The 15,729-nt window shown below is 58.3% G+C and carries 10 protein-coding genes; 5 read left to right on the forward strand and 5 right to left on the reverse strand.

Annotated features, from left to right (window positions below; all coding sequences use genetic code 11):
• The first annotated feature begins 2,170 nt into the window (after nucleotides 1–2,170).
• Together AC0L20_RS28860 and AC0L20_RS28865 are read left to right on the forward strand one after the other, a co-directional pair.
• On the forward strand, nucleotides 2,171–2,404 hold the full coding sequence (locus AC0L20_RS28860) for a DUF6894 family protein (RefSeq protein ID WP_456765720.1): 234 nt from the start codon (nucleotides 2,171–2,173) through the stop codon (nucleotides 2,402–2,404).
• Between the two features lie 696 nt (nucleotides 2,405–3,100).
• On the forward strand, nucleotides 3,101–3,418 hold the full coding sequence (locus AC0L20_RS28865) for an H-NS histone family protein (protein ID WP_456765719.1): 318 nt from the start codon (nucleotides 3,101–3,103) through the stop codon (nucleotides 3,416–3,418).
• A gap of 333 nt (nucleotides 3,419–3,751) precedes the next feature.
• On the opposite strand, the gene AC0L20_RS28870 is transcribed toward AC0L20_RS28865, so the two are convergent.
• Nucleotides 3,752–4,075: a hypothetical protein gene (locus AC0L20_RS28870; protein WP_456765718.1), complete on the reverse strand. Its 324-nt coding sequence runs from the start codon at nucleotides 4,073–4,075 to the stop codon at nucleotides 3,752–3,754.
• A gap of 471 nt (nucleotides 4,076–4,546) precedes the next feature.
• Here AC0L20_RS28870 and AC0L20_RS28875 point away from each other — a divergent pair, with 471 nt between their 5' ends.
• On the forward strand, nucleotides 4,547–5,698 hold the full coding sequence (locus tag AC0L20_RS28875; RefSeq protein ID WP_456765717.1) for a hypothetical protein: 1,152 nt from the start codon (nucleotides 4,547–4,549) through the stop codon (nucleotides 5,696–5,698).
• A gap of 84 nt (nucleotides 5,699–5,782) precedes the next feature.
• Here the strand turns inward: AC0L20_RS28875 and AC0L20_RS28880 are convergent, their stop codons facing one another.
• On the reverse strand, nucleotides 5,783–6,511 hold the full coding sequence (locus tag AC0L20_RS28880) for a hypothetical protein (protein WP_456765716.1): 729 nt from the start codon (nucleotides 6,509–6,511) through the stop codon (nucleotides 5,783–5,785).
• Between the two features lie 197 nt (nucleotides 6,512–6,708).
• Between AC0L20_RS28880 and AC0L20_RS28885 the strand changes: the two genes are divergently transcribed.
• Nucleotides 6,709–7,827, forward strand: coding sequence for a UDP-N-acetylglucosamine pyrophosphorylase (locus AC0L20_RS28885; RefSeq protein ID WP_456765715.1), 1,119 nt, complete (start codon nucleotides 6,709–6,711; stop codon nucleotides 7,825–7,827).
• A 13-nt stretch (nucleotides 7,828–7,840) separates the two neighbouring features.
• On the opposite strand, the gene AC0L20_RS28890 is transcribed toward AC0L20_RS28885, so the two are convergent.
• Genes AC0L20_RS28890 through AC0L20_RS28900 form a run of 3 tightly spaced genes read right to left on the reverse strand, consistent with a single transcriptional unit; the run spans nucleotide 7,841 to nucleotide 13,613 of the window.
• Entirely contained in the window at nucleotides 7,841–10,201 is a 2,361-nt protein-coding gene (locus tag AC0L20_RS28890; protein ID WP_473294073.1) for a glycosyltransferase family 2 protein, read from the reverse strand.
• Nucleotides 10,198–12,666, reverse strand: a complete 2,469-nt coding sequence (locus AC0L20_RS28895; RefSeq protein WP_473294074.1) for a glycosyltransferase — start codon at nucleotides 12,664–12,666, stop codon at nucleotides 10,198–10,200. The genes AC0L20_RS28890 and AC0L20_RS28895 overlap by 4 nt, the downstream gene beginning before the upstream one ends.
• A gap of 56 nt (nucleotides 12,667–12,722) precedes the next feature.
• Nucleotides 12,723–13,613 carry a hypothetical protein gene (locus AC0L20_RS28900; RefSeq protein ID WP_007606762.1) on the reverse strand — a complete coding sequence of 297 codons (891 nt, stop codon included), beginning with the start codon at nucleotides 13,611–13,613 and terminating at the stop codon, nucleotides 12,723–12,725.
• A gap of 194 nt (nucleotides 13,614–13,807) precedes the next feature.
• On the opposite strand from AC0L20_RS28900, the gene AC0L20_RS28905 reads away from it, so the two are divergent.
• A complete protein-coding gene (locus tag AC0L20_RS28905; RefSeq protein WP_456765712.1) occupies nucleotides 13,808–15,190 on the forward strand; it encodes a glycosyltransferase in 1,383 nt (460 codons plus the stop codon).
• The last annotated feature ends 539 nt before the right edge of the window (nucleotides 15,191–15,729 follow it).

A 15,729-nucleotide genomic window follows, 5' to 3' on the forward strand; every position in this document is an offset into this window, starting at 1 on the left:
TGAGGGCTCGGGATTCATTGTCGGGTCGGGTCAACGCGGTCGCGGATTGGGGCCTGCTCGCCCGAAGCCGAAGCTGCATCACCGCTCGTGCATTGTTGAATGCTGCAAGATCAACCCGGAGCGCGCTCTTGCCTAGACGGCGCGATGCATCGTGGTAAGGCTAACGAGCGGTTTGAGTTGCGAACGCAATTGTCTGGACCGATGTTTGCCGGAGTCGTGGGATTGCCCGGAGGTAAGGCAACCGCGCGGCAAGGGGCGCCGTCTCACGTGGCGGCGTCCCGCCCAATAGCGGTCAGACACCCGCGATAGACACAGTCGCTGGGGAAAGGTCATCCTCCTGCACCGTCATGCAATCCCGCCCTTCTTGTCCCGCGGCCCTCGGCGTTAACCGGCTGCGGGAGCTGGGCACCCGTTTGTTTCCGCGAACCACATCGAGGTTCCGACGCATCAAGGTCCGCCGCGTCCCCCGCGTACTGTTCAGCGGTGGCTGGCGAAGGGCGCGCGTCGCTTGCTAAATCGGACTGGCAAGGGTTGGCGAGCAGGTCCAAGGGACTTGACGTTGCAGCGCCCATCCAGGTCCGGTAGTTGATCGTGCTGCTATTGGAGAGCTTCTTCCATGATGTCGCGCATATTCATGATTGTCGGTTCCGCCGTTCTCTTCGTTTGCTCTCCTTGCGACAAGGCTGGGGCTGTCTCAGCAGAAGTGGCTAAGAAGTGTGAAGCGGCGGTAGTGGCGGCGCTCCCACCGGGGGTGCCATCGGACCCGACAGCGGGAAGCGTCAAGGGCAACGTCCGCGACCAGCGGGCCTACTTAACGAGTGCATCGAAAACGGCGGAACACCGCCCAGCGACAAGAAATAGCAGCATACCTTTCGAGCTTTCCGGCCTTCGTTCGGGCGAGTTCTTCGCGCCTGATTGGACGAAAAGGTAAATCGGACGCATCCATATCCGAAGCAAGATCGAGGAAGAGGATCAGAAACTCAAAAGGCTGCGATGGTCGTGGCAGGGGCACTGCAAGCGCTCCGGCAGCCCGGCGGCGAACACGAGACCGTGGCCGCGAGACCATCTGGATCGCAGGCCAGCAGCTCTCCTGGATGTTCGCAGATCAAGGGGCTGCAACCATATTCTGGCCGCGCTTAGGCCAAAGAAACCGCGCCGCTTATGTGCTCGGGACTTCTTGTCGAGAAAGGTTCGCTGCGGTCTCGACTCCCATCAAAGACCTGTAACCATCGACTGAGCTATTGCGCAACACGAAGCTGTGCTCCCTCGCTCAGCCATGGATATGGGCACTGTATTCCAGCTGTCTTGTCGCAGTGCGGAGAATGGTCCGTTGGACTTTCAGCAGTGAGCCTGCGTGCCGGCTTGATCGCGGGGTGCGAATTCGGTGCGCGCCCCGGTCGCAAGCCTGCTGCTCACAGCCAGGATCCAGCGATAGGGCGGTTCCGAAGCATCTCCGTGAGGCGAACCTTGCCATGTCAAGTAGTTGCAACCAAGCCATTCGATGTCTAGCATAAATGGAACCAATTTCAATGGATCCTTGTTACCGGCTGAATTGGCGAGAGTGGAGTACGCTTTCGCTAAAGCAAGCAGGAGATTGGGCCGTGAGACCCAGGCCAGTTGGAGCGCTTGCGGGAGGTCTTGCGCTTCCGTCGGATCAGATGGGCGGGCTTCGAGCGCATGGCCAAACGGTGCGTTGGCTCATCCGATCATCGGGTATGCCAAGGACGGAGCGATCCCACGTGATCCGGTGTAGTCCTGAAAGGTGGAAAGGATCAGCGAGGACCACGTTCACTGGGACTGGCGATGGGAGCTTGAGGCCGCTTTGTGAGGCGGTGATAACCCGCATCAACTACCCGAGCCGGTAACGCCGAGATTGGGCCGGTTTCGCTGTTTTTTAAAATCAGTGCATTGCAGATGTTTTGAAATGCTACCAAGGTTCTTGGATTGATCCGAAAATACTGACATGTGCGTTCGGCGTCATGGCGGCGATGCCGATGCGTTACAGTTAAATATCTGATTTTAAATTACAAGTTAATTTATTTAACATCATGGATGTGCGATGCGAAAGCCGCAGACTTTTGGGGTGGCTTTCGTCGTTTCGCCGCTTTAGGCTTGCATTGCTTTGTGCAGAGCCCTTGAGCTCGATTCATTTCCGTTCGGGCATATTGGAATGACCCGCTATTTTTTCGACATTCGGGACGGATGTGATCTCTATCCTGACGACATCGGGCAAGACTTGGCTGACGAAAAGGCAGCCGAAATCGAAGCCACACAATCGCTCGCCGGCATGATTAAAGATGATCTCGCCGCAGATCGGCGTGACATGGCTATCGAGGTTCGCACTGAAGAAGGGCCCGTCTTCCAAGCTGCTTTCATATTCGGCAACGGACGCATGAAGCACTAGCTGTGCTTCTGCATCGGAATGTTCTAATCACTTTTCAGCGGGCTCATGCCTCGTCAATCCGAGGTGTCGACGGTCTGAAGGCGAAGGCCAAATCGATCGCTCCGTGCGGCTCCCCAAAGTCAATGCTTGGCTCGACGTGGCAGTTCGCTTTTGCTCTGGCGGCGCCACGCCGGGCCCTTGTTTGGCTGAATGACGGTCAATATGTCCGCGCCGCCAGAGACGTCGCGTGCTCTGGATCGTCGTAGATGGCGATCCTTGGTCGCGAGACATTGCAGGGAAAACCTGTCCAGTCAGGCGCTCCAACAACTGCGCGGCGCGCCTCCATCCACCAGAAATATGTCCGAATGCGTCGATTGTCTCACGTAAGCGGCGATTGCGGTCAGCGGCGTGGGCCAATGCAAACACATTTAAATGCCCAAACTCCATTGCGCACGCTGTTGTGATCTGCGCAGGTGAGTGCCGCGGCGCCTCTATTTGAATACCCGTTGGCGCCGCCAGTCCGAAAGCCCGGTTGCCTTCCAAAATGAGTCAAAATGTGGCTCAAGGAAAACCCCGGGAACCATCGGCGGCTTGGACCGTTTTTTCTTATGGTCCGCGTCTCAGAACGTGTATCTCTAGAGATTTCAATCTTGCTTAATTAAATCGTTGGGCGCATTGATGTGCGTCACGAAGAGGCTTGGATTCGCGTGAGGGATTATGGATTACGGCCAGTTGAAAGTGTTGTCCGTGGATGAGCTCTGGCTTCTGCACGAGGAGGTCACCTCCGAGTTGAGCAGAAAGATCGAGGTAGAAAAGGCCAAACTCGAAGAGCGACTTCAGAAGATAAAAATGGCAACTACTAAGAGGGGCGGGAGGGATGGTCACCGTCGCCCATATCCGAAAGTGCTGCCTAAATATAGAAATCCCAAAAATCCCAAGGAGACCTGGTCTGGGCGCGGGAAACAGCCGCGCTGGCTGACGGCCCAGCTTGGGGCAGGCAAGAAGCTGAACCAGTTCTTGATCTCGCGGCCGTAATCCATTCGGCTAGAAGCTTGCCGATATTGCGAAGCCCATGCGACTCGCGGCGGGCAGCATCGAACGTTCAGGCGGAAACAAGCATCCGACCGTTGAGTGTTCAATGCATCCCGATCCGGCAGGCCGGAGTTGGCCGCGTGGTAAGGTTTTGTCGGGCGGTCGCACAGTCGAGCCACAGACATTTGCACGGAGACGCATGCACAGGTCTGCCGCCAGTCGTCGTCTAACAGCTCTCAACTGCCAGAAATAACGGAAATGCCTGAACGTACAGTGCAGATCCGCGTGCAGTTGTCCATGACGTGCCTTCCGTTCAGAGAATGTCGGTCCGTTTCCTTAATTTGACTTCGTCAGCACATCTCGCCAGGTTTCGATCGCGGCGATAGATTTGCTCCACAAAGGAGCGCTATCCGCCCCGGTCGACCGGAGCGATTGAACAAGTTCGTCTATCGCGGCCCAAGCCGCAAGATAGGCATCGACTCCGCCGGGTACGACAGCGCTCTCCTTGTAATCCGAAGCGTCAGCCAGGAGCTGCTCGACCATTTTGATGGCGGCGCGTCGGTCGGACAGTTTGGCGTGACGGACCACGAGCAAGGCGTGCTTGGCACTCACGAGCGCCTTTTCGACCAGAAGCTTGTCCGCTGCAATTTCTTTGGCCATCAATCAGGCCCGCCGACAATGTGATGAATAGAGCAATAAGGGAGCAATTCTAGAATTGTAGCGAGCGCATGCTCGATGTGCAACCAATGAGAGAAGTCGCTTCGACGCCCGGAACGTCGTGGGTCCAGGCTCGGTTTGATCAGAATTCGGGAACGCTTTCTGGACTGCATCGCACGATGGTGAGCCGGGAGGCTGTCAATTCATCGGTCCGAAGTGTTTGCCGGGATCCGCGCGGTCACCGGCAAACAGGCCTTCCCGGCCACACGGGCTAACATGGCGCCTGTGGCGGCCCCGGTTACTATATGCTCAAGCGCCCTTGTCTGGCTGGCGCAGCGGTCAGCCGCCTTGCGGTTAGCGCCCCCGAAAACGCCTAAACTCCTGGTCGTGCGGCGCAGTGCCCCTAGCTGGCTTTGCCTCTGTGCCTTCGCCGCATTAGGTTGACCAAATCTGAGCTGGATAGAAGCCCATTTGATGACGTTGGAGCCAACTAGAACTGCGGCAGGCATCGCGAATACCGCACATCCAGAAGTGGAATTTGCGCTCGTTCTGGCTCGCACAATTGACGCCGTGCAGGGAGATCCGGAGCAACTGCGCCAGGTTATCTATGAGTTGGCGCGGCAGAAGCTTGAGCAATTGCAAGCCGGCGATCCGGCTGAGCAGCAACGACTGGCGCTGGCGCTAGAAGTCGCGATTGCGGGCGTTGAAGCGAATGCGAAGGGCGGTCCGATCGTTCACGACAAGATCCGCTCTGCTGCGATACCTGAACGCTCCTTCCGCATAGCCGCGACCGTCGCTGATAAGACGAGCATCTTGGCAGCCGACAACGAATATGAATTTGGCGGATCATCACCCGTCGAGAATGTGCGAGGTTCTCGACGCATGTTGATGGGGCAATCGCAACTTTTGCCGGCCCTCTCTTTACGCCACTTGGCAATGTTCTGCTTCGTCGCCGGCGTTGTTGTTTGGGCGATCACGTTCGCAGGACGGACGTCATTGCCGACGCCTCAAAGGCCAGAGCCGATCCAGCCCAAGACTGAACTCTCGGTCCACAACAAGAGTTCTCAAGGTCCAACGGTCGAAAAGGCAATCCACGAGAGCAGGCCGCTCCCAGCGGCATACGGGGTATATGCGGAGCAGGGCGGCAAACTCCTTGCGCTCCAGATGTTGCCCGGGCATGCCCCGGATCCACGCGTTGCCATTTCGGCTGCGATTACCAAGCCCAGCGAAACGATGCTTCCAGATGGCAACGCACATTTCATAGTATTCGACAAGGACGGGCAGGGCGCGCACGAATCGGTTGAGGTGCGCGTGATTGCGCAGGTGAGGCAGGCAACGAATTTTGACTCGTCGGGCAAGCCGGTCGTCGCGCAGAAAGGCGGCACCTGGGTCATCCGCAACATCTCTGTTCCTTATCAGACGATTCCTTTGCAAGGGAATCCGCAGATGTACGAGATTCGATCCCGGGAGTCAGGAAAATCACTTCCTGCTGGGCGCTACGCGCTCATTGTACAGGGGAAGTCCTTTGAATTTTCAGTTGCAGGCCCGATCACGGACAAGCGCCAATGCCTGGAAAGTATTTCTGCGGCCAATGGCGTTTTCTATACCGAGTGTCCTGACACCTAGGTGTGATCGTCCGTTGCTACGCCTAATCTTCGCGCTCCAACTTCGTTGCGACCGCGCGCATCCGGCTGCTGGCACGGACGATCGCTATTTTTGCGCGGCAGGTCGATCGAGCCATTCGAGGAGTTGCCGGAGGTTTTCCGTGGTATCGTTTTCGGCCGGCGAAGGTGCCTCCGGCTCGTCAGCATCGTGGTCAATCCGTACAGCGTCAGGCGCTCCGTCTTGCTCGCGTGTTGTAAGCACCACGGGGGCGTTCGTCCGTTTCTCCTCGATCGCTGGTTCCGAACGATCTGGTCGCGGCGCTGGTGTCAGGCCTGCCGGCGATTGATCGAAAATCGCCGCGGAATCCTGCATGTCGACGGAGAAATTGGCGATCGTCTTAGCTCCAACATCGCCATCAAGCCCGGAATCGAGCCTGTAAGACGCAACTATCGTGCTCAATATGCTCGATAGAAGTGCCCTGTTTTCGAATATCAGGTAGGTTCTGGCGAACTGTTGTGCGTACTTTGCGCCGCATCTTGCTAAAATTGCCTCGGCCTGCGCGATGTCGCGATCGCCTTCAGCCAAGTGTCGCCAGCGGTCCCGATCGAAGCTCGTCGACTGCTCGCAGTCGGCGGTCCGGCCGACAGGTCGCACAATCGGTCCGATCGGCGATCGAACGTCCTGCAGTTTTATTGCCTCTTGCTTCCTTTCAGCAGCTTGCAAGACAAGCAGGCCGGCTCCCATCGTCACGAACCCGACCGCAGCCCAATCGATGGAAGCACAAAGAATTAACCCGATGAGCAGAAGTACAGAGCCAGCAATACGCATCATCAACCAAAGAAAAAATATGCTAAATCGCCGTAATCCTACCGTGTTGTCGTTTCTTTGACAATATAATTGGCAAGCGTCGATATTGCCGTTGTCGTTCCAGCGATACTTGCCAGCCCCTGCGGATCTGCGTGCCCCTCAGAAGAGCCTCATATTCCCATCGCTTCCCGCCGATTAGCCTTTTACAGGCCTAGGAAAAGCACATGACGCCTTCGTTGCAAGATGCCCGCCTCCGGCAGCTCAGCGATAAGGGAGTTAACGTCGTCGATCCGCGCCAGACTTTTCTAGACGACGATGTCGACCTCGACCGCGTGTTTCCCGAAGCCATACTGTTTCCTGGCACTCGTCTGGCGGGGCGCAAAACGCTTGTTGGGCCGCGCGCGAAAATCGGGAGCGAGGGGCCGGCGACGGTGATCGAATCGGTCATTGGTGAGAGTGCTGAGATCGCAAGTGGCTATGTAACCGGCTCGGTCTTGCTCACCAAAGCGCGAATTGGTGCAAACGGCCACGTGCGCGAGGGGACGCTGCTCGAGGAGGAGGCCTCCACGGCCCACGCGGTGGGCCTGAAGCAGACTGTACTGATGAGCTTCGTCACACTTGGATCGCTTATCAATTGCTGCGACTGTCTGGTTTCAGGTGGACGGTCCCGCTCAAATCACACCGAAGTTGGAAGCGGGTTTATTCATTTCAATTTCACGCCATGGGGCGAGAGTGGCGACAAAGCGACCGCATCACTGTTTGGCGGAGTTCCGGACGGTGTTTTCCTCCGGGAAGAACGGATCTTCATCGGGGGCAGTAGCGGAATGGTGGGACCCACTCGAATAGGCTTTGGATCTTTCACTACGGCCGGGCAGGTTATTCGCTCGGACGTTGCGACCAAACGTATTCGTTCCGAATCGCAGCGCGAGGTGGACGCGCCTTGGGGATTCGCGGCACCCAGAAAAGCCGCCGATCGCGTTGAAAGAAACCTCGAATATATCGGTCACCTGGTCGCGCTGCAGGCATGGTATCGACGAATGCGCAAGGCACGTGTGCCCGACGATGATGTTTCGCTACCCCAGCGTCTGACGCTCGATGCCGCGATCGCGTTGCTGGACGGCAACATTGCTGAGCGATGGGTGCGACTTGGTCAGTTTCTCGGCCAACCGCTTCCACCGATCAAATTTCCAGCAATCGATTGTCCTCTTCAATTGAACAGCGACCCCGGCCCGCATATTAGCTGGGTCAAAAATCTGTCGCCTGAAGAGATTGCGTCCGGGCGCCGCTGGCTACAGGACACGGTTGACGCGGTTGTGATTGCCAACAGGCCTTCAGTTGGTTAATCGCCATGCTGTCTCAAAAGCCTGACGGGATCGCCCGGGAGCTCGGCGGCTGGTTCGTTCTCGGACTGCAATCTGCCGGCGGCCACGCTAATGCGCCGTAAGGCACCCCGTCACGCGACAATTGCGGGTTATAGGTCGGATCTTCCAAAAGTGCCTTTCCCCATCGCGAACGTAGCTGATTAAGCTCGCGATCGAACCTGTCCCGTCGGTCGGGGCGGTCGTCCTTGCCTCGACTTGCAGATTCAAGGTGAAGGAGCCGTGCGTGCGGCGTCAGTACGATGCGTTTGCCAATCTCACGCAATCGAAGACAATAGTCCACGTCATTGAATGCAACGGCAAAATTTAACTCATCCAGCCCGCCAAGCCGCAGATAGTCTGCGCGACGCGTCACCAGACATGCTGCGGTCACGGCGCTGCACTCGTGGGCTATGCGCAGAAGATCGAGATACCCCGGATCGCTGCCGAGCCTGTCTGTAAAGGCGTGGGTGGCCGCGAAGTTCATCCCGAGAACCACGCCACCATGCTGAACGACGCCGCCCGGCCAGGTCAAGAGCGCGCCTGCCGCCCCCACATCCGGCTCTGCAAGGCGAGACAACAGTTCGTCGAGCCAGTCGTCTGACGTCGCCTCGATATCGTTGTTGAGAAGGCATAATACATCGCTGTCAACCGCAGCCGCCGCGCGATTGTTGAGCTTGGCGAAATTGAAGACGCCTTCGACACGAATGGTTCCGATTCCCCGACGGGGCAGATCGGCCAAATAGTTCAACGAATCCGGATCAGTGCTATGATTGTCGATCACGAGAATATCTGCCCCGCTGCGCGCGACAGCAGGCGCAATGCTGTCGAGACATGTGCGTAGCATGGCGGCTCGATCACGAGTCGGTATCAGTATCGTTGTCTTCTGGCGTTGCCTCACACGTCTCACTCGCACCGCGGGAAACAAGCTTCCCTCGGATGGAATGACTTCCGATCTGATGGCACGCGCGATGAGGTGCCGTTGCGTGGCGGATTGCAGGTAAGGCGTGCAGTGAAGCCGGTCCAGCTTCGGCAAGGTCCCCGCCGAGCCTGATAAATGCAGGATGGCCCGTTGCGGCCCCGTCCGGTCGAGCATCGAGTTGAAAAGCCGATAAAGATTGTCAGGCTTCGAACGCAGCAGTTCAAAAGCGGCGTCGCGCCGAACGGCGAAAAGGTATGAGCAATAGCCCTGTTCGAGCATTCGTTCATAGTCAAATGCTGGCAAGGCGATTGGCCACAATCGACCATCGTCGGCGAGAAAGTCGAGGTCGCAATAGACTGCCGACGCATCGGGGTGGTCATCGAATGCTGCCGAAATCCGTGCCAAAGCATTGGGCGCCAATTGAATGCCGGCCATGACAAACACCAGGATGTCCGCCACTGGGTTCGTATCTGTTAGAAATTCAGAGACGAGGGCAGGATCTATCGCGGGGGGCGTTCCCTCGATTACGGCCGCAGTCCACGCCTCGTGACTCTGGCTTTGCAATGTCGCGAGTGTTTGTTCTGAGTCTCTTTCACCGGCAACGACAACGGCAAGTTCGAGCTGGCTAGGGCTCGGATTAGGCAATGGGAAACGCTCAAGCCAGGCTTCATAGTCCGCAAAGGGAAGCGAGGAAGGAATGAGCTGGTCGTAGAGTGTGCCGCGAAGACGCTCTGCGCCGTTATCTCCAAGGGAAGATAGGATTGCGGAAAGTCCGTCAGGGAAGGCGACGAACGTTGCATAAGGCATCAATTCGCCATCACCTTGACGCAGGCTCACCCGGTGGACGCAGCCATCTGCAAATCGCTGTGGCAAGTTGAAGTCGAACGCGCGAACATTGCGGCCCGAGTGGGAGGAGCCATTCTCGTCGATGCGCGTCCACTGAGTGGCGCGCAATTGCGAAACCGTCTCGCCATCCACAACGGCATCCAGGACAGTCTCGAGACTCGAGTCAACCCATCCATGGAAACGAAGGCCGCCTAGCCAGCGCAGGAAGCTTTTGGTGCGCGTATCATCGAACGTACCCTTTCGCGTCGAATTCAAGTCAATCGGAAGGCCAACCCCTGTCCCTAGATTTGCGATCCGCGCTTCGACGGTACGCGCCGTTGATAGATGATCGGGATCGAGCAACAGCTCAAATCCGTAGCGCGCATTCCTCATGCCCCGGTTTGCGAGCTCGGGAACGAAGCTCGTAGCATGACAGGTTTTAATCACCAGGCCATCCAGCAGAACGTCAACGGTAAAGTTGCGCCCGAGGTCTTCTGGATCGAATACGAAGCCCGTGAGCGTCCCGTCAGCGGCCAGAGCAAGCCGACTAACTTGGGTTCCAGTCACGGATTTCGGGGTTGAACCTGGTTGGCCGCGGGAAGCTCGGATCATGTTTGGGGCGCTCCTATCCAGCTTGCGAGAGCGTCGGCGAGCGCCGCGTCATCGATGTCTGGCGAGATCGGAAGATCACCGGGTCTAGGAGCGACCAGGCGATTTGACCAATCGCAATAGGCAACCTTCCTGTTGGCTTGCCGGACGGCTTCGATGGTCGGATGGCCGAATAGAGGATCGCCAAAGTCAGTAAAGAGCCAGCACGGAGCGTGCGGCAGCAGGACATCGGCGAGCTCTGCAAGGTGCGTGTTTCCCGTGACAAACAGATTAGGGAATGACATGAGCTCGAGGTCGTTCAAGGTTGCTCCGGCCACAACAATGGATACTGCCTCATGCTGCAATCGCGCGGCGATCGCGCGGATGACGCGAAAGATGACAGGCGATGATGATACGGGAACGATGGCCAGAGTTCTGCCAAGAGGCTGGCCGCTCGGAAGAACCAGCGGCTCGACTTTCCAGGACCGGGTGTTGATCGTGCGTCGCGGCATGCGCGAGCGTGCAAATGCTTCGGCCGCCGGCGTGGGGGCAAGGAGCGGCGCCTTTGTACTCAGTTGAGACGAAATGCCCTCCATATCTGCCGTGATCCAGGTGTCAATTCGGATGGCCTGGCTATGAGCAAGTCTGGTGAGTTCCGCGTCTACGGCCGGGTCGAGGACTTCGAGCCGCGTCGGCCGCAGATCGGCAATGATTTTGGCAGCACGATCCTTAGCCGCGTCGGAGGAGAGGTCGATAAAAATCGACTGTGGGGCACTTTCATCGTACGCGGAAAGGCGCAGTCCAGCGAGGTCTCGAATGATGAGGATAGCGTGCTCGCCAGCATTCGCAATTTCGGCGGCGCGCGCCCGTGCAATATCGAGGCTCGATCCCATGGCGGTAGCGATGAGAACGGAATCACGATCGAGGCGGCCTAAGCCGCGCTCGATCGTGGCGCGTGCGAAGCGCAAGGGGTCAACGGCTTCAAATGCCAGGCATTCTCTTCGATAGCCGGGAAAGCGCTGGTCAAGGATGTCGAGATTGCGCCGGACCAGCTTGCGCTTTTCCTCGCCAAACGACCGTGATCCGTGATGACCAACGAAGACCGAAGCCGAGCATACGCTCCGAAAACCGCTCGCACGGGCGCGTAGGCAGAAGTCGACGTCTTCGAGATAACCCCTTTCATAGCTTTCAGAAAGTCCAATCACTGCGTCCAGGCAGGCTCTGGTGACGTAGAGGCAAAAGCCGATCCCGCTCGGTACATCGACGACTATGCTCTTGTTGGTTGCCGCGGCTATCCGATCCAGAGCAATGAGTTCGTCATAGCCTGGCATCGGATTTTCTTGGTTCGGTATGGGAAAAGAGAAGATGTCGCCGTTATTCGAAAAGGGAGTAGCAGTTCCGATGTCCGGTGCCGAGTGTGCGGCGGCAGCCAAACGTTCGACGAACCCCGGGGGGACGACCGTATCCGCGTTGAGGAGGACGACGTCGCCATTTTTCACTTCGGATAGCGCACGGTTGATCGCGCCGACGAAGCCAAGGTTAATCGGATTGATCAGCAGGTCGATTTCGTTCGTGGCCGCAAGCTCGAGCAGGTGATCTCGAAGCTCTGGATCCGGGGTCGCGTCGTTTACAACCAGGATCCGATAGGCACTGTCGCGCGATTTTGTCTTCGTGCCGGGGCTGGCAGTCCGCGCTTGAATGAGACTTTGTAGGCAGCTCCTGGTTGCCTGGAGATCGCCATACACCGGCACGAGGATCGTGGGCAGAGCATCGGACACATCGGCAACCGACTTGCTTGTCTCGCCCCGCGAGAGCCGTTGTGTGCAGCCGAGGTTCGGCGGAAGCCGCTGAATCTTGAACGCCTCTCCCTCGGAGGTCATGATCAGCTGCTGAGGTCGCTCTGAAGGCGGCCGACGGAGCCGGAAGCCGGTTGCCTTTATCTGACGGCTGGCCAGTGGATGAAACGGGTCTGCGACCAAAACGCTGGTGAGAGTGCCGTCTTCGAAGGATATCGTTGCCTCGATTTCGGCTTCGTCGCCCCAGGCAACCCAGCCGGCCACGTGACTATCAAAGACAGAAACGGCAGCCCATCGACGTTGGCCGGACGCTTGAAGTACCGCAATGGCGCTTCGGACCGTGTTGGGCGCTTCGTCATGAGCGATCAGGTTGGACGCTGCGGCCCGGCGACGCTCATCTTCGCTCCAGAGCAGCATCCGGCGATTTGCGTTGATATCTGTCGGGGCAATGCTGAGAGCTTGTGCGAGATCGCTGAGGGCGGCCTTTTGCCGGCCAAGATGCCAGTTCGCCTCGGCCCGCAGCACAAAACAATGCGCTGCCGGAGGAGGATCTATCCGACACCGCCGGTCCGCATAAGCCAGCGCGAGGTTGAAGTCTTGAGCCGAAAGGGCACGAGCAGCCCGCCGCTCGAGCAAAAAGTGATGTTGCAGACCTAAATATGCGGTCGCGCCATCATCTTGCTCCGATGCCATTCCAGCCGTCCTGCCCTCGCGATGGCGACTATCGGTAGCCGCTGTTGCCGGTTATCTTAGTCGACCGACGTGGTCTGACGGGGCCTGCTGCGAAACACCCGGACTCGACCAGAACCAGAAGGTTTTGAGGTGGTCTTGGCGGGAGTGGCGGCCTTGTTGGAAGCTGCGAGCGCCCTGTCCGCTCTCTCGATGGCGATCCGCAGGCCGATCAACGGCTCACGGCCGGTCGGACCCGATAGCACCACGCGTTGGCCGATCGCCCGAAGGGTTGGCGCGTTCAGGAAGAGAGCTTCAGCAACAAACTCGTATTCGTTGTTTCCTGCCATCTCGAGAACCACGCCCGTAAGCGGCATCGCGCGACCGCGCGTCCCTGCGAATGCACCAAGAGAGACCATCTTTCCGCTGCCCGATTGTCCCTTCAAAAACTGAACCGCGTAGCGGATCTCGACGCCGTCGGGCCGGTCGGCCCAGTCCAACGCAATGCCTTCGATCCGCGATGGGGAGGCTGGACCTGCGATCCAAGTGTTCGGACCCGCCGTCGTATCGCCAACACCTGCGACATGAGCGAGCACCTTCAGTCCGTCCCCCTTCACGGCAGAGCCGGTCCTGCCACTTTCGACCCGGCCGTGTGAAACGGCCGGTATGCGGCCGGGTTGGATCGGCTCGATGCGCACGACTGCCGCGCGGGAACCGCCTGGCCGCATCGGCAACACCTCGATTTGGAGGCGGCCGGGCGATCGAGCCCTAATGACGAAGCCCGAATTTGGCCCCCACAGTGTCGGTTCCGAGGCGTCGGGATGCAGGATGAACTCGAAATGGCCTTCATCGCCTCGTGCGGGCGCAACGATCACCTTCGGCGGAGCAGCAGGGTCCTCGGCGCTCCGGTAATTTACAAAAAATAGCCCACGGTCGAGATCAACCGTCTTTCGCTGATCAGCTTCGCTCATAAACCGCCCCTGTTGGGCCATTGCGCTTGGCAAGGTCCGAACGCTTTAACTGTATCCAACTTATCACAGGCCTCAGACCTCGCGGCCGGAAATCTTTGTTATAGTGAAAGTCACAAGGTTTGAGCCGAAGGGCGGCTGGAGATTTTGTTAGGCGATGGCACTGCGGGTGAGCTTCCCATTTGGACGCAAAGTCAATGAAAATATTGTTTGTCCACAATAATTTCCCCGCCCAGTTTCGGAATCTCGCAGTCACCCTTTCACGCGAGCCCGGTCATCAGTTGGTGGCAATTGGAGCGTCGACTTCTCGGGCGATACCTTCAGTTAAGCTTACCAAATACGCGCTTGCCGATGCAGACGTTTCGATGACGCACCCATTCGCGAGGCGCTTCGATCTCGAGTGCCGACGCGCGGAACAAGTACTTTATAGCTTGTCCAGCGTCGCGGCTTCGGGGTTTTCTCCAGATGTAATTCTTGCGCACCCTGGTTGGGGCGAAACGTTGCCGCTGCGAACCGTGTTTCCGCGCTCCAAATTGGCAGTTTATTGCGAGTTCTACTATGGCGCCAAGGATCGCGACCTCGGGTTTGATTCGGAGTTTCCTGAGCCGGGTCTGGACGGCTATGTCGGGCTGCACCTGAAGAATGCCGCGACCCTTTTGGCTTTATCCGAAGCCGATCTCGGTATCTCACCTACCTCATGGCAGCATTCGACGTTTCCCGAGCACTATCAAAGCATGATCGATATCGCTCATGAGGGGGTCGACACCGACGTAATAAAGCCCAATCCCGCGGCGCGCCTTACGCTGCCCGGCGGGCGCGAACTCACTCGCGGGGACGAAGTCATTACATTCGTGGCGCGGAACCTCGAACCGCTCCGTGGCTATCACGTGTTCATGCGGGCGCTTCCGGAGATCCTGGCGCGGCGACCAAATGCGCAAGTCCTGATCGTGGGAAGTGACGGGCTGTCATATGGGCAGTCGCCGCCTGCAGGCACGACCTGGAAATCGATCTTCCTGAACGAAGTCAAAGATCAAATCGATGCTAATCGCGTCCACTTCCTTGGTCGGGTCTCGTATCCTGTCTTTCTGAGCGCTCTGCAGGTCTCATCCGCTCACGTCTATCTAACCTACCCATTTGTGTTGTCTTGGTCGGTGCTTGAGGCGATGAGCAGCGGCTGTGTCGTAATTGGGTCCGACACCGCGCCCGTGCGAGAGGTTATCCGCCCGGGGGAGACTGGCATTCTGGTGCCGTTCTTCGCGGTTGACGAATTGGTGGCAAAGACGGTTGAGGTGCTGGCGAGCCCATCGAAATTTACTGCTATGCGCGAGGCGGCCCGTCGATACGTCGTCGATCATTTCGATGCGAACCGGATCTGCATTCCGCGCGTTCGGCAACTGCTCAGTGAAAATGCGGCGCCGACCGCGGCAGCCAGAAGCGTCTGGCCGGGCAAGGAAGTGCCAACCGAAAAGAGAAGACGCCAGAACGAGGCTGTCAACCATTCGACGAAGGCAGATGTCGCCGACAGGACCAGTCACGTCCCAAAGTCAAGCCGGACAGACCAGCGGCGCAAATCTCGTTGATCGCTTGACGGTCTAGCGCCAGCGCTGGATTGCATCACCCCCAAACCGCCGCGTGAGGTGCTGTCTTGTTGGTGGTCACCCGGTTGCGCTGAAGCATTCGGCTCGAACTCGACCGGATCGAGGAGGTCGATGGTCGCGAATCTGTGGGGCGAGCATAAAGGCTTCGATGTCGCGCACATGCCACCTGGAGCCTCATCCCTCTGCCTGCGACAAGGCGCCCCGCTTGCCGGCCCGTCCGCCAGAAGCCATCCGCGCCGCTTTGACCGCGAGCCCGCCGTCTCCTGCATTGATCGACGGCCCGCGCCGCGCCCCCGGCCTTGCGGAGAACGGTCAGGTTGGCAATCGGCGTCTGGTTCGGCGCTCGAGAAGGGCTTGCTCAGCGGCTGTGCGGGTGGCCATCTTGATCTATTGATCGCCTTCAGCAGGCACGGTGTCGCGGCCCGGTTGGCGATCTTTTCAAGGCCATCGGACCAGACGATCTTGCATAGTCCGCCTCGCCGGCGCCCCTGACACTGTTGCCATGGGTAAGGCTTGTTCGG

The sequence above is a fragment of the Bradyrhizobium sp. Kon58 genome (assembly GCF_055807455.1).

What these genes read in the sequence shown, in the direction of transcription:
- AC0L20_RS28895 (WP_473294074.1), bottom strand. Translation starts at nt 12,666, where the DNA reads ATGGCATCGGAGCAAGATGATGGCGCGACCGCATATTTAGGTCTGCAA.
- AC0L20_RS28905 (WP_456765712.1), top strand. Translation starts at nt 13,808, where the DNA reads ATGAAAATATTGTTTGTCCACAATAATTTCCCCGCCCAGTTTCGGAAT.
- AC0L20_RS28890 (WP_473294073.1), bottom strand. Translation starts at nt 10,201, where the DNA reads ATGATCCGAGCTTCCCGCGGCCAACCAGGTTCAACCCCGAAATCCGTG.
- AC0L20_RS28865 (WP_456765719.1), top strand. Translation starts at nt 3,101, where the DNA reads ATGGATTACGGCCAGTTGAAAGTGTTGTCCGTGGATGAGCTCTGGCTT.
- AC0L20_RS28875 (WP_456765717.1), top strand. Translation starts at nt 4,547, where the DNA reads ATGACGTTGGAGCCAACTAGAACTGCGGCAGGCATCGCGAATACCGCA.
- AC0L20_RS28860 (WP_456765720.1), top strand. Translation starts at nt 2,171, where the DNA reads ATGACCCGCTATTTTTTCGACATTCGGGACGGATGTGATCTCTATCCT.
- AC0L20_RS28870 (WP_456765718.1), bottom strand. Translation starts at nt 4,075, where the DNA reads ATGGCCAAAGAAATTGCAGCGGACAAGCTTCTGGTCGAAAAGGCGCTC.
- AC0L20_RS28900 (WP_007606762.1), bottom strand. Translation starts at nt 13,613, where the DNA reads ATGAGCGAAGCTGATCAGCGAAAGACGGTTGATCTCGACCGTGGGCTA.
- AC0L20_RS28885 (WP_456765715.1), top strand. Translation starts at nt 6,709, where the DNA reads ATGACGCCTTCGTTGCAAGATGCCCGCCTCCGGCAGCTCAGCGATAAG.